Here is a 12,844-nt window from a genome sequence, read left to right as displayed (position 1 = left end):
TGCTTATCGCCCTAGTCCGCTCTTCAGGACGCGCCGACCGACTTGGGTCCTTTGATTCAACTTAGGGCTATCAGCCCGAGGCAATCTGAGGACTCACCTCGCGGGCGATGCGCTTTCTTCCGCCAGGGAGGCTGGGCTTGGGCCCATATCCCGCGCTGCTTCGGTCGAGGGAGACTCGAAACTTCCTGGATCATGCCGCTTGAGCTTGACCTCGACGACGTCGCCGGGCGACAGCGTGGTTTCGCCGGTCGCTTCGAAATTGACCATGCGGCCGTCCTGCACGCGGCTGATGAACACGGCATATTCAGCCTCGCCGTTCGCCCCGCTCGCCTCCTCGGCCTTTACGGCGCGTAGTTTGCGCGCTGGACCAAGCGTCGTCTCGATCCCACGAAGGCGCTGCACGGTTTCCTGCAGCTCTCCCAAGACCTGCCGCGTGTAGTTGGCCTTCACGTCTCCCAGCCTCACGTCGAGATCGCCCATGGTCTGCCGCAGGTGCGCGACTTGCGCCTGCAAATTCGACAGTTGCGACTGAACCAGCGTCTTGTCGATCTGCTGATTGATGAGCACTTCCTTGCGCAAGAAGCCTTTGTGGAAGAGAGGCTCAAGGTCAGCCAGACGGCCGTTCACGATTTCGAGCCGCTCGTTTTGAGTGGAGATCTGCTCGGAGACGGCTTTGATTTCCGCTTCAATGCGCGGCCGTTGCTTTTGCAAGGATTCGAGTTGATCGTGATAGGTCTGTGAAAGCCTCGAAAACGCGTCGGTCTCGGCGGAGTAAACCCGCTCGAATTCAACGTTGCTCGGGTTGAACCCGACAAGGAGTGGCATCACGAAATTGTCGCGTTCATCCCGTTGAGCTTCGAGGCGGGCCTTGCGCACGAGCAAACTCACGTGATCCGCCTCGAGCTGGCGCACGCGCTCCTCGGCCGTGACGTAGTCCGACACCGCGAGGCTCACCGGTTTCTCGGTGGCAGCCCCTTCGCCCCCCGCCGTGGCGATCGCCGCTTTGACCGATTCACCGAACATGAACCGATAGCTGCCGGGCCTCTTAACGTCGCCCGTGACGAAGATTGGCCGATACTGCTTGATGCGCACGCTGACCGCGGGCTTGACCAGCACACCCTCGGCGAATTTCCTCTGGATAAGCTCTTGCGCTTCGGGGAGTGTCAGCCCGCTGATCCTGACGCTCCCGGCGAGCGGCAGCAGAACTTCTCCACCGCCGTCGACGTAAAAGTCGCCGGAAAGCTGGGATTCATCGAACACTACGATGGTGAGGCGATCGCCGGGAGCCAGGTGGTAGTCGCCCAGAGCATCGTTTGCACCTGCGGGCGCGGACTGTGCCGAGCCTGCTGCGCCCTCTGCCGCGTTGACGCTCCCGTCCAGCGTCACGAGGGAAACGATGCCGACCGCGAGAAACAGGGCCATTGACCGGCTCGCGCCAAGACAAAGATCCGATATCCGCCGGATGCGCGGTTTGCGTTTCGGAGCGTGCATTTTGGTCCTCCTCTGCGGCTCGTGCCTGTCGTCTAGCCGCGCCGAGAATGCGGGTCTGGTCAAAGTTTACGGGTGTTCCATGCGCCGCAGCGCGAGGATTCAGGCGAGCAACCGGCGCGAAGGGGTTACTCCAGACGGTCGCCCCCCAGTTTTCTCGAAGGCGAAAGCGTGCGGACAGCATCCATTCGTGGTAGCGCGATATCCGGCCCACAAAAGCTTAGCGAGGGTCCTGCAGGGCAACAGCCTCTTCGTCACCGATGAGGCGCGAAAAGCGGAAAGCCGCTTCAAGCCCTCGTCCGGCCAAGGGCGTACCTCCAGTGGCTCTCCCGTTAACCCTTGTGCGCTTTACCTGCAGGTAAGCCGGCAGGCGCAAACTTCATGGCCCGCCCTCCAGTTCTGCGTAGGCGGTGGAATTTGGGAAGCGGCCTCGGGACCTGCCCTGGGGCCGTTTCTCACTTCGGAGGCCAGGAGAAGGCGACCGCGCCATGCCGAAATTCGTCACACTTTCGTGCGCTCTCGCCGCAAGCGTCGTGACGTTCGCCTGTCCGGCTCAGCTGTCCGCCGCGGCGGAGGAGACCATCTCCATCGCAACGCTGTTGAAGGGGGGCTGGCAGATTGCCGGCTATACCAGCACACTCGACAGCCGGTCGGCGTTCATTCTCTTCCGGCATCCGGACGAGCCCTACCTCGTGCAGTGCCGCGCGAGCTACGACGTGACGCGCACGCCGCCCGTGACCTCGAACTGCTACAAGCTTCAGTAGCGGCTTGAGGCGCGGCGTCCATTCAGAAATCGGCGAACCGTAGGAGCCTGATAGAAGCCGATCCGGCTTAAGGTGCTTCGACACAGCGACCCAAGGCCCGGGCGAGTGGTTCGTGATCTACGATGTTGGTAGTGAGGATGACGGCATCATCAGGACAGTCGAGGGAGAAAACGGCATCTCCTAGTGCCCGACAGTGTTTTTCCTCATAATCGCTTTTAGGGTGGCGTCTCAACCTGTTCAGCGCGGCCCGTCTCTTCACAGTTTCAACTTTGGTACCTACACTAGCCTTCTCAAGAAGTTCAAGGTCACCCAAGCGGTCCTTGTATCGCTGTCGCAAGCAACAATCTACCACCCCGCATTTCAGAGGAGCGTCGTCCAATTGCCCGCTATGGCGCAGCTCAGGGGCCTTCTCGACATAACAGGATAGAGGTGAAATCACTTCGCTTACGAGGTTCCGACGGTTTCGCCACGTGCGCAAGATTCGCTGCTTGAGCCACCTCCGCAGTTGCAAAAGCTGAGCACCATCAACAGTCAAATCGGGATACATTCGACTGATTTCCGGTGGTGTTTGCTTTGCTATGCTGCTCGAAAAATCTGCCAGGGCTTTCATCGCGGTCGCGGGGAGGTGTCTCCTCCAACCGATGTTCGCACTGATCGCTGCAATCACTTCCCCGTAAGTGGACGCTTCGACCACCTTGTTATGAAACCAGACGTAGTAGTGCAGTGGTCCCGCCTTAAATTCCTTGATGGCATAGGTGGGGAGAAGGGTCGGCTTGTATCGCTGCAAGCTTGCGCGAGCGACATCCCCCTGCCCCCCTGGCTTAATTAGCGCATCAGTTAATACAGTTGTATCAACTATCGCCTTCATCCAGCAATATCTCCGCGAGCGCAGCCGCCTCAGGTGGGTCAGTACTCAGACCAACGGCCTGCAAATCGTCAATAAGGTCGAGGGCGGTGTCGTATCTCATAAACGGTTGGTCCCTGAGGCGGACGAGACACCGAAGAACTGCATTTATTTGGTCAACGTTGAGAGGTGCGCCTTCGCGACCCTTGAGTGCGTCATGTATTGCCACGACGAGGGTCGAAAAGCCTTCCGACAGCGTACTAAAGTAGAAAAGTTCGGGAATATCGCCCTGAAATAGGGTCACTTGATAATCTGCGCCGAGAGGGTCCTCGTCCTCGGCGATACACCGACGAGCAGCCTCCATTCGTTGAACCCCAGAGACGATCAAGGCCTGGGCTTTAAGTAGGATTTCTGGCCGCCCTGGTTCATCGACGTAAAGGTCCTCAATTTTCAGAACGCGGGGCTGGCCCCGCAACCCGAAAGTGATTTCGACGCCCGGCTGCACCATCAATTGCCCGGGTTGGGGGGCGGTAAAGGCGGGCGCGGCAATCATCCCGTTGCCGGAAACCGTGCCCGATGGCTTTATAATTACTGATTCAGCCATCTAAAAGACCTTGGCGATGTCCCTTTTTATGATCCGGTGCCAGCTAGAGATCAAAGCGCGCGCATCAAAGGCGGAGATCGGGGTGCTTCCGGTGGTGTAATAATCGATGTCCAAGGACGCGGAAGCTCGCGTGGTCTTTAGCGGCACGATATCGCGGAACTCAGTTGGCAAGGGGATGGTCAACGTTGTCTCCTGTGCCTTGAGGACGACAGTAAATCCAAGCGTTTCCCCTTCGAAACGCAAGGCCCTCTGAGGATCCAAGACGGTGCCTTCAACATTGAGAATTTTGTCTTTCGGTCCAGGCAACGACGATTGAGCAAGGATAAATTCTGCTGCGGCTCTTCGTGTTTCGAACGTTTTCGAATATATCAGTCGCATGCCGATCCGGGTGAGAACAGAAATCTCTAATAGCGAAAGCAAAGACCTACAAACGGTATCACTCAAATTTTGAAGGTCGCTCAGATTGCTCTTCGGCTCTGCCACTGTGCAACGAGACTGATTTATCCCCACTTCGGCTTGGCTGGATTGGTCAATAACTACCTTAACCTCCTGGGGTGATGCTTTGTCCACCTGCAAGTTAGGATAGTCTGCTGCGACTTCATTCCAGATGGCACCGGCTCGATCCCAAATAAGAAACGCATCCAGATAGCGGATTTCGAAGGTCGCGGTCTTTAGTTCGAATTGGCTTAATTCGATTGGCAAGACCCGCCCTCCCCGCAACTATTCAATCAGCCCACGCGATACTCGTCCAAGCAGCTCAGCGAACAGATTAGAGTAAAGGACGGCCGAGGTCTTCACGATATTCTCACAGCTTCACCATGATGTGGCGGGCGACGGTGTAGTCCTCGAGCGCGTACATCGAGAGGTCCTTGCCGTAGCCCGAGGCCTTGAGGCCGCCATGCGGCATCTCGTTCACCAGCATGAAGTGGGTGTTGACCCAGGTGCAGCCGTAATGAAGCCGCGCCGCCGTAGCCATCCCCTTGCCGATGTCCGAGGTCCACACCGACGAGGCGAGCCCATAGTCGCTGTCATTGGCAAAAGCCACGGCCTGGTCGACATCGTCGAAGCGCGTGACCGACACGACGGGACCGAACACCTCTTTGCGCACAATCTCGTCGTCCTGCCTGGCGCCGGCGACGACCGTCGGCTCGAAGAAGAAGCCCTTGCCGCCGGGCGATTTGCCGCCGGCGGTGATGGACATATGCTTCTGCGCGCCGGCTCGCTCGACGAAGCTTTGCACGCGGCCTTTCTGGGCCTTTGAGATCAACGGGCCGATTTCGTTCTCGTCGTCGTTGGGTAGGTTGAATTTCAGCTCCTTGGCGGCGCTCGACAGGTCAGCGATCAGATTGTCGTAGATCTTCTTGCCGGCGTAGACGCGGCAGGCGGCGGTGCAATCCTGGCCGGCGTTGTAGTAGCCAAACGCCTTGATGCCGGCGACCACCGAACCAAGATCGGCATCGTCGAACACGATCACCGGCGCCTTGCCGCCGAGCTCGAGATGCGTGCGCTTGACCGTGGCGGAAGCGGCTTGCAGCACCTTCCTGCCGGTATCGATGGAGCCGGTCAGCGACACCATGGCGACCTTGGGATGACTGATCAGGGCATGGCCGGTCGTGGAGCCGCGGCCGGTGACGACATTCACCACGCCCTCGGGGAAGATGCCGGCGATGATCTTGGCGAGCTTCAATGTGGTGAGCGGGGTCTGCTCGGACGGCTTGATCACGATGGTGTTGCCACCGGCGAGTGCCGGGGCAAGCTTCCAGGCGGCCATCATCAGGGGATAGTTCCACGGCGCGATCGAGCCGACCACGCCGATCGGATCGCGGCGGATCATCGAGGTGTGGCCGGCCATGTATTCGCCGGCTACCGGCCCGTGCATGTTGCGCACGGCCCCGGCAAAGAAGCGGAAACAGTCTGACACCGCCGGCATCTCGTCCTGCAGAACGCGGATCCTCGGCTTGCCGCAATTCAACGCCTCGAGCGTAGCGAACGCTTCGGCTTCACCATCGATGGCGTCGGCGAGCTTCAGCAGGAGGGCCGAACGCTCGACCGGGGTGGTGCGCGACCAGGTCTGGAACGCGTTCGCGGCGGCGTTCACCGCGGCGTCGACCTGCGTCGCGGAGGCATCGGGGAGAGTGACGATGGTCTCCTCGGTCTTGGGGTTGATCACGGCCTCTGGCGCTTCGGTGCCGGCGACGAACTTCGCGCCAATCAACATTTCCGTGTCGAGCATACTGTCCTCCACTTATCGCGTGGTTTGCCGGTTACTTTGACGATCCGCCGATGTGCTCGCCCTCGCGCGTCAGATAATAGGCGACGAGGATCGGCACGAGCGTGACCATGACGACGAAAACCGCCACCACGTTGGTCACCGGCCGCTGCCGCGGCCTGATCAGCTCGGACAGCATCCATATCGGCAACGTCGACTGCTGTCCGGCGGTGAACGTGGTCACGATAACCTCGTCGAACGACAGGGCGAAGGCAAGCATGCCGCCGGCGAGCAGTGCCGTGCCGATCTGCGGCAGAACCACGTGACGGAAGGTCTGAAAGCCGTTGGCGCCAAGATCCATGGACGCCTCGATAAGACTGCCGGAGAGCCGGCGAAACCTGGCGATGGCGTTGTTGTAGACCACCACGATGCAGAACGTGGCGTGGCCGAGCACGATGGTCCAGATCGAGAATGGGATACCCATGATGTCGAAAGCCGAGCGCAAGGATATGCCGGTGATGATGCCGGGAAGCGCGATCGGCAGCACGAACAATAGCGAGATGGTCTCGCGGCCGAAGAACTTGGCGCGCGACAGCGCGGCGGCGGCAAGTGTTCCGAAGATGAGCGCGAGGCAGGTGGCGACCGCGGCGACCTCAAGCGAGAGATAAAGCGGCGGCCAGATATCGGGGCGCTGCGACCAGGCGACCCAAAACCATTTCGTGGTGTAGCCGGGCGGCGGGAACTGGAAGCTCTTCTCCTCGGTGGTGAAGGCGTAAAGAAAGATCAGGGCCAAGGGCAGATGCAGGAACATCAACCCGGCGATCGCCGAGATGCGAAGTCCGAACGGCGTCGTGCGGTTCTGCTCAGAGGACATCGAACGCCCCCATGCGCTTCGCCACCCACAGATAGACCCCCATGATCGCCATGGGGACGACGGTGAAGGCCGCCGCGAGCGGAACGTTTCCAGCCGTCCCCTGCAATGTGTACACCGCCTGCCCGATCATGAGACGCGAGTTTCCGACAATGGTCGGCACGATGTAGTCACCGAGCGTCAGCGAGAAGGTGAAGATCGAGCCGGCGATGATGCCGGGAAGCGCGAGCGGAAAAATCACCGTCCAGAAGGTCTGCCGCGGCTCAGCGCCGAGATCGGCAGAGGCCTCGATATAGTTGGCGGGCACGCGCTCGAGCGCCGCCTGGACCGGCAGGATCATGTACGGAATCCAGATATAGACAAAGACCAGGAAGGTGCCGAAATAGCTGAACGACAGCGACGGGCCGCCGAGGATAGGCACCGCCAGAATACGGTCGAGCAGCCAGGAAAGATGCAGGCCCTTGGCGATCCAAGTGAGGATGCCTTCCTTGGCCAGGATGAGCTTCCAAGCGTAGACCTTGACGAGATAGCTCGACCATAGCGGCATCATCACCGCGAGATAGAACAGCGCCTTGGTCCAGCCGCTGGCATAGCGCGCCGCGTAATAGGCGATGGGAAAGGCGATGACCGAGCACGCGAGCGTGACGAGCGCCGCCATCATCACCGTGCGCACAATGATCTGAAGATTGGCGGCCTCCAAGAGCTGAGCATAGGTCGAGAGGGTGAATTCGCGGACGATGAGCCCCGAATAATCGTCGAGCGAATAGAAGCTCTGCAGGAGAAGCGCGAACAGCGAGCCGATATAGACCACGCCGATCCACAACAGCGGCGGCAGCAAAAGCAGCAATGTCAGGAGCTTGGGGTGAGCGATGAGGACATCGGATATCCGGTCGAGAATCCCCTCTCGCCTGCCGGCGATCATCGCGCTGCTGTCGGCTGTCACCGCCTGGCTCAACTGCCGTCCTCCATGGTGACCATGGCCGCTTTCGGCCAAATGAGCCGCACCTTGTCGCCCTCCTGGAACGAGGTCCCCTCGGCAGGCACCTCGGCGCAGATCCGCAAGCCCTCGGTCTCGACGCTGAACCTGGTGACCGCGCCCTGATAGGAGATTGCCCTGATTTCCCCGTCGGCGTGGGCGTGCCCTTCCGGCATGGAACTGCCAGCCGGAAAGACGTCGACTTTCTCCGGCCTGAGGCTCGTCCATTTGCCGGCTCCACCATGGGCTGCGGCAAAGGCAGGAGACAGCACGTTCGACGACCCAACGAAGTCGGCGACGAAGCGCGACCGGGGCCGCTCGTAAATATCGGCGGGACAGTCGACCTGGACAATCTTGCCGTCATTGAAGATGGCGACCCGATCGGCCATCGACAGCGCCTCGCCCTGGTCGTGGGTGACGAAGACGAAGGTGATGCCGAGCTTTTTCTGCAGCGCCTTCAGTTCCTCCTGCATCTGCTCTCTGAGCTTGAGATCGAGCGCGCCGAGCGGCTCGTCGAGGAGCAGCACCTTCGGGTTATTCACGAGCGCACGGGCGAGCGCCACGCGCTGGCGCTGGCCGCCGGAAAGCTGCGAGGGACGACGATCTTCGTATCTGGCGAGCTTGACCATGGAGAGCGCGTCTCTCGCTTTCGCTTCGCGCTCGGCCCGGGGAACACCCTTGATCATCAGGCCGTAGGCGACGTTCTCGCCGACCGTCATATGAGGAAAGAGGGCGTAGTCCTGGAACACCGTGTTGACATTGCGCCTGTAGGGCGGCACGCCTTCGGCGGTCTCGCCGAAGATCTCGATGTGACCTTCATTCGGCTGCTCAAAACCGGCAATGAGGCGCAAGCAGGTGGTCTTGCCCGAGCCGGAAGGTCCGAGCATGGCGAAGAATTCGCCCTCGGAAATATCGAGGGTCACGCCGTCGACGGCCCGCACCGGGCCGAAATGGCGGCAGACATTCACGAATTTGACGGCTGGCGACATTGGCTGCGCCATCGCGGGAGCGGCCCGGCCTTGGAGGCCGGGCCGAATTTCGTTGGACGCGTTACTTGCCGAGGATGGCGATATAGTCCTTTGCCCATTGCGAGTAAGGCACGCAGGTGCCCGCCTGCTCGCATTTGGCGGTCGGCGTGCGCCAGAACCAGATCTTCTCGAAATTTTCAAAGCCGTTGGTGGCGCAGCCCGCATCGGTCAGGAGTTCGTTGCCCTTGCAGGCCGCCGGCACCGTAGGCACCGAGCCGAACCACGAGGCGAGGTCGCCTTGCAGCTTGGGGTTCAGCGAATGCTCGAGCCACTTATAGGCGCAGTTGGGGTGCTTGGCGTCGACATGCATCATGGTGGTGTCGGCCCAGCCGGTTACCCCTTCCTCAGGGATCGTCGAAGCGATGGGCTTCTTCTCGCCGACCAACGCGTTCACCTGGTATGGCCAGGACGATGAGGCGACGATGCCTTCATTCTTGAAATCGTCCACCTGCACCGCGGCGTCGTGCCAGTAGCGGCCGACCAGCGCCCTCTGAGCCTGAAGCAGCGCGATCGCAGCGGCATATTGGTCGGGGGTGAGCTCGTAGGGATTTTTGATCCCGAGCTCAGGTTTCTTCTTCATCAGATAAACGGCGGCGTCGGCGATGTAGATCGGGCCGTCATAGGCCTGCACCCGCCCCTTGTTGCTCTTGCCGTCAGGCAGCGTCTGCTCCTCGAACACCACCGACCAACTCTTGGGCGCGTCCTTGAAGACATCGGTGTTGTAGGCGAGCACGTTGGGTCCCCATTGATATGGGACGCCGTAATGGACGCCGTCGACGGTGTGCCACGGTGCGTTCTGCAGCCGTTCATCGATAGTCTTCCAGCTAGGGATCAGATCGATGTTGATCGGCTGCACCTTCTTTCCGGCGACCAGGCGCAAGGAGGCGTCGCCCGAGGCTGTGACGAGATCGAAGCCGCCCTGGTTCATCAGCGTCACCATCTCATCGGAGGTGGCTGCCGTCTTGACGTTGACCTTGCAGCCGGTCTTCTTCTCGAACTGGGTGACCCAGTCATAGTTCTTGTCGGTCTCGCCGCGCTCGATATAGCCGGGCCAAGCCACGATATCGACTTCGCCTTCGCCGTTGCCGATAGCCTTGGGCTTTTCGGCAAGCGCATTGCCGCCGAGGGCGAGCACAGCTACGAATGATGCTGCGACACTTAGTGTGGGTTTCATACTCTTTAGACTCCTGAAGGACGGAGCCGCGGCAAAGGATTGGATTCAGGATGCGGACAAGAGGCGCAACCCCTCGGCAAACAAGAGGAATGTTAGTCTAGGACGGTACTAAGCGCCACAGGAAAGCCGCCATCTCGCACCTGCTCAGGGACCGAGTTGCGCGCGCTTATTTGTGCAGCGCCAAGGTCTTGGCCAGGGCGGCGCCCGCACGGTTACCGCTTTCGACCGCACCATTCATGAAGCCAAAAAAGTCGCTGCTCGTGTGCTCGCCGGCAAATTGCAGGTGGCCGTGAAGCGCGCCTTGATCAGACTTCAGTGTTTCCGATGCTTCTCTCGCTACAGGCTCTTGACCTTCACCCCATCGCGCACCGCCAGGCGTCGGGCAATCGACGCGCCTGAATTAAGCGCGCCTTCCATATAGCCTAAGAATTTGTAGCAGGCGTGCTCACCCGCGAAATGCAACCGACCTCCCAGCCCCGCATACAAGAGCGGACCGACGGTGGTCACTTCGCCGGGGGCCGGATTGGAGTAGCCGGCAAGCGTCCAAGGCGTCACCGGCCAATCCATGAAACGGCTGCCGACGAAAGCCTGCGCCAGGTTCGGGTACTCCGACAGCTCTCTCGCATAGGCCGCATCGCGCTGGTCGGCAGCAATCGCCCGCATTGTCTTGGCGCCAGGACCACCGGAGAAGGCGGTCATCGCCGCTGGTGCATCGCCTTTCTGAAGGGCAGCCCCATCCCAGGTTTCGTAAATGTTGCCGTTGCTCTGCGAGTAGGCAGAGAGTTTGTCGGCCAGCCAGAACCGGTTTTTCAGCGACATCAGATATGTGACGGCGCTGCCCATTTGAGGCCGCAACGCTTCCGGTAATGCGGGCTCGAATTTGATTTTGCTCCAGACGGAGGGTGGGACGGTGAGGATCACATCGTCGCCGGTAAAGCTTTTGCCATCGGAACCAGTAACGACCACCTGATCGTCCTTGATCGTCACGCTGCTGGCCGGCCTGCCCATAAGAATGCGCTCGCTGCCAATTGCTTCGGCAAGCTTTTGAGCGAGACTCTGACTGCCGCCATTGCACAGATAGAGCTCGGAATCGGTCCAGTACTTGTCGAGGCCACCACCTTTGACCTGCGCCAGCAACCCAAGATAACTCTGACGATCTGCGGCCACAGCCATGTCGGAATCGAGCCCGGCCTTCATAAACTTCAGCGCCTGCTCAGGCGCCTTGATGCCGGATAGCGCCTCGGCCACGGTACGCCAATCTAGGGCCTTGGCGTTTCGAGTCTTCCATGGCTGGTCCGCGACGACAGGCTTGGCGTCCTTGGTGATCCTCGCTTGTATCTTTTCCACCCCCTTGAATAAGGATTCGGATTCCTTGTCGGACAGGAGCTTGCCGTCGATCACCACCGGCTCTGAGTCTTCGCTTTCGGGATACTCAAGTAACTCGAGACCGAACTTCTTGGCATAGGCTACCCAAGTAGGCTGATTGCTACCGATCCATTGGCCGCCGCCTTCAACCCAGCGGCCCGGAACAAAGTCATCGAAGGTCACGACCCTTCCGCCCACACGATCGCGGGCTTCTAGTATCGTCACCTGGTAACCGGCGGAGAGCAATTCATGAGCCGCGGAGAGCCCGCCAAAGCCCGCGCCGATGACGATAATCGACTTTCCTAAGGGCTTGGGGGATCGCGCGAAGGCCCGCGAACCGCTGAGCAAGAGCGCCGTGCCGACAGCAATCGAACCTTCTAGAACCTCACGGCGTGTTACCGCGTCGATCGGTGGTCCGAAGCGCGACCGAAGTCGCCACAGGAGGGAACGCGCCATACTAGCCTCCTCGTTCTTGTCACGGCGTTGTCATACGAAGTGTCTCACAGGTGGTGGGCCTGTGGAAGCTCCGGACTTGGCATCCGGCAACAAGATGACCGGGAAATGCTGGCGCTATCAAGATTGTGATGCCGTTATTTGCGCGACGGCAACATGCATGACGCAGGCAGCGGCTTGTTGGCGACATCCCTGAGCGCGAAGCTCGACTTCAGCCGCGCGACCCCCGGAAGCCGCGCGAGTTGCTCTTTGTGGATGCGCTCGTAATCGGCGAGATCGCGCGCCATAACGGTGAGGAGGTAGTCGTCCTCGCCGGACATCAGGCGACAGGACACGACGGAGGGCGCTGAGGCGACGGCCTTCTCAAAGGCCTCGAGCAAATGCTCGTTCTGACTGGTGAGTCCGATATGCACGATGACCGTCATGCCGAGGCCGAGCGCCTGCCGGTTGACGCGCGCCTGATAGCCCTGAATGACGCCTTTCTCCTCCAGCGCGCGGATGCGCCTAGCGATCGCCGTGGCGGAGAGCGGAATGCGCTCGGCAAGCTCGACTTGGCTCAGGCGGCCGTCCTCAAGCAGCGCACCGAGAATCGCGCGATCCAGCGCATCTAGCTCGATTTCTTTCATTTTTCGGCGTTAAATTCGGAATAATCGCCTCTTTCCTGCGCTACTCTAGCGAATTGCTACGCAAAACGCCAACAATCTTTCCCCGTTTTGTGGCAGTCTGAAACTCAAGCGAAGCCGTCCTGAAAGCGGAGGACATCATGCGCATTGGCGTTCCGACTGAGATCAAAAGCAATGAGTTCAGAGTTGGGCTCGTACCTGGCTCGGTGCGTGAGCTGACCGCGCGTGGGCACGACGTGGTGGTGCAGTCAGGCGCAGGCGCAGGCATCTTCGCCGACGACGCGGACTATGAGAAGGCCGGCGCCCGCATCCTGCCGACGGCTGAGGCCGTGTTCGCCGAGGCCGAGATGATCGTCAAGGTCAAGGAGCCTCAGGCGGTCGAGTATCGCCGGCTCAAGCCGCATCAGATCCTCTTCACCTATCTTCACCTGGCACCAGATCCGGA

General features: G+C 60.3%; 13 protein-coding genes and 1 pseudogene. 2 read left to right on the top strand and 12 right to left on the bottom strand.

The window, feature by feature from the left end:
- Positions 1 to 93: 93 nt before the first annotated feature.
- Positions 94 to 1,422: a polysaccharide biosynthesis/export family protein gene (locus ACREC7_RS08845; protein WP_431555314.1), complete on the bottom strand. Its 1,329-nt coding sequence runs from the start codon at positions 1,420 to 1,422 to the stop codon at positions 94 to 96.
- Between the two features lie 554 nt (positions 1,423 to 1,976).
- On the opposite strand from ACREC7_RS08845, the gene ACREC7_RS08840 reads away from it, so the two are divergent.
- The gene (locus tag ACREC7_RS08840; RefSeq protein WP_431555313.1) at positions 1,977 to 2,252 is read left to right on the top strand and encodes a hypothetical protein; all 276 of its coding nucleotides are present in this window, start codon (positions 1,977 to 1,979) and stop codon (positions 2,250 to 2,252) included.
- A 67-nt stretch (positions 2,253 to 2,319) separates the two neighbouring features.
- On the opposite strand, the gene ACREC7_RS08835 is transcribed toward ACREC7_RS08840, so the two are convergent.
- From ACREC7_RS08835 to ACREC7_RS08785, 11 genes are all read right to left on the bottom strand, one after another.
- Entirely contained in the window at positions 2,320 to 3,120 is an 801-nt protein-coding gene (locus ACREC7_RS08835; RefSeq protein ID WP_431555312.1) for a hypothetical protein, read from the bottom strand.
- Entirely contained in the window at positions 3,104 to 3,700 is a 597-nt protein-coding gene (locus ACREC7_RS08830) for a hypothetical protein (RefSeq protein WP_431555311.1), read from the bottom strand. The genes ACREC7_RS08835 and ACREC7_RS08830 overlap by 17 nt, the downstream gene beginning before the upstream one ends.
- The gene (locus ACREC7_RS08825; RefSeq protein ID WP_431555310.1) at positions 3,701 to 4,402 is read right to left on the bottom strand and encodes a hypothetical protein; all 702 of its coding nucleotides are present in this window, start codon (positions 4,400 to 4,402) and stop codon (positions 3,701 to 3,703) included.
- A 103-nt stretch (positions 4,403 to 4,505) separates the two neighbouring features.
- Positions 4,506 to 5,933 (bottom strand): gamma-aminobutyraldehyde dehydrogenase, encoded by a 1,428-nt coding sequence (locus ACREC7_RS08820; protein ID WP_431555309.1) that lies wholly within the window; start codon positions 5,931 to 5,933, stop codon positions 4,506 to 4,508.
- Between the two features lie 31 nt (positions 5,934 to 5,964).
- Positions 5,965 to 6,783, bottom strand: coding sequence for an ABC transporter permease (locus ACREC7_RS08815; protein WP_431555308.1), 819 nt, complete (start codon positions 6,781 to 6,783; stop codon positions 5,965 to 5,967).
- A complete protein-coding gene (locus tag ACREC7_RS08810) occupies positions 6,773 to 7,702 on the bottom strand; it encodes an ABC transporter permease (protein ID WP_431555330.1) in 930 nt (309 codons plus the stop codon). Before ACREC7_RS08810 ends, ACREC7_RS08815 begins: the two co-directional genes overlap by 11 nt.
- A 29-nt stretch (positions 7,703 to 7,731) precedes the next feature.
- Positions 7,732 to 8,745 carry an ABC transporter ATP-binding protein gene (locus ACREC7_RS08805; protein WP_431555307.1) on the bottom strand — a complete coding sequence of 338 codons (1,014 nt, stop codon included), beginning with the start codon at positions 8,743 to 8,745 and terminating at the stop codon, positions 7,732 to 7,734.
- 61 nt (positions 8,746 to 8,806) lie between these two features.
- Positions 8,807 to 9,958 (bottom strand): ABC transporter substrate-binding protein, encoded by a 1,152-nt coding sequence (locus ACREC7_RS08800; RefSeq protein WP_431555306.1) that lies wholly within the window; start codon positions 9,956 to 9,958, stop codon positions 8,807 to 8,809.
- Between the two features lie 166 nt (positions 9,959 to 10,124).
- The gene (locus tag ACREC7_RS08795; protein ID WP_431555329.1) at positions 10,125 to 10,274 is read right to left on the bottom strand and encodes an FAD-dependent oxidoreductase; all 150 of its coding nucleotides are present in this window, start codon (positions 10,272 to 10,274) and stop codon (positions 10,125 to 10,127) included.
- A gap of 20 nt (positions 10,275 to 10,294) precedes the next feature.
- Positions 10,295 to 11,779 carry a flavin monoamine oxidase family protein gene (locus ACREC7_RS08790; protein WP_431555305.1) on the bottom strand — a complete coding sequence of 495 codons (1,485 nt, stop codon included), beginning with the start codon at positions 11,777 to 11,779 and terminating at the stop codon, positions 10,295 to 10,297.
- A gap of 134 nt (positions 11,780 to 11,913) precedes the next feature.
- The gene (locus tag ACREC7_RS08785) at positions 11,914 to 12,402 is read right to left on the bottom strand and encodes an Lrp/AsnC family transcriptional regulator (RefSeq protein ID WP_431555304.1); all 489 of its coding nucleotides are present in this window, start codon (positions 12,400 to 12,402) and stop codon (positions 11,914 to 11,916) included.
- Between the two features lie 137 nt (positions 12,403 to 12,539).
- Between ACREC7_RS08785 and ACREC7_RS08780 the strand changes: the two are divergent.
- A pseudogene (locus ACREC7_RS08780) lies at positions 12,540 to 12,844 on the top strand (alanine dehydrogenase); the annotation flags it as partial.

The sequence above is a fragment of the Methyloceanibacter sp. genome (assembly GCF_050728395.1).
Lineage (GTDB): Bacteria > Pseudomonadota > Alphaproteobacteria > Rhizobiales > Methyloligellaceae > Methyloceanibacter.
The sequence above is the reverse complement of the archived record's forward strand: the minus strand, read 5'-3'. Positions and strand labels throughout refer to the sequence as shown.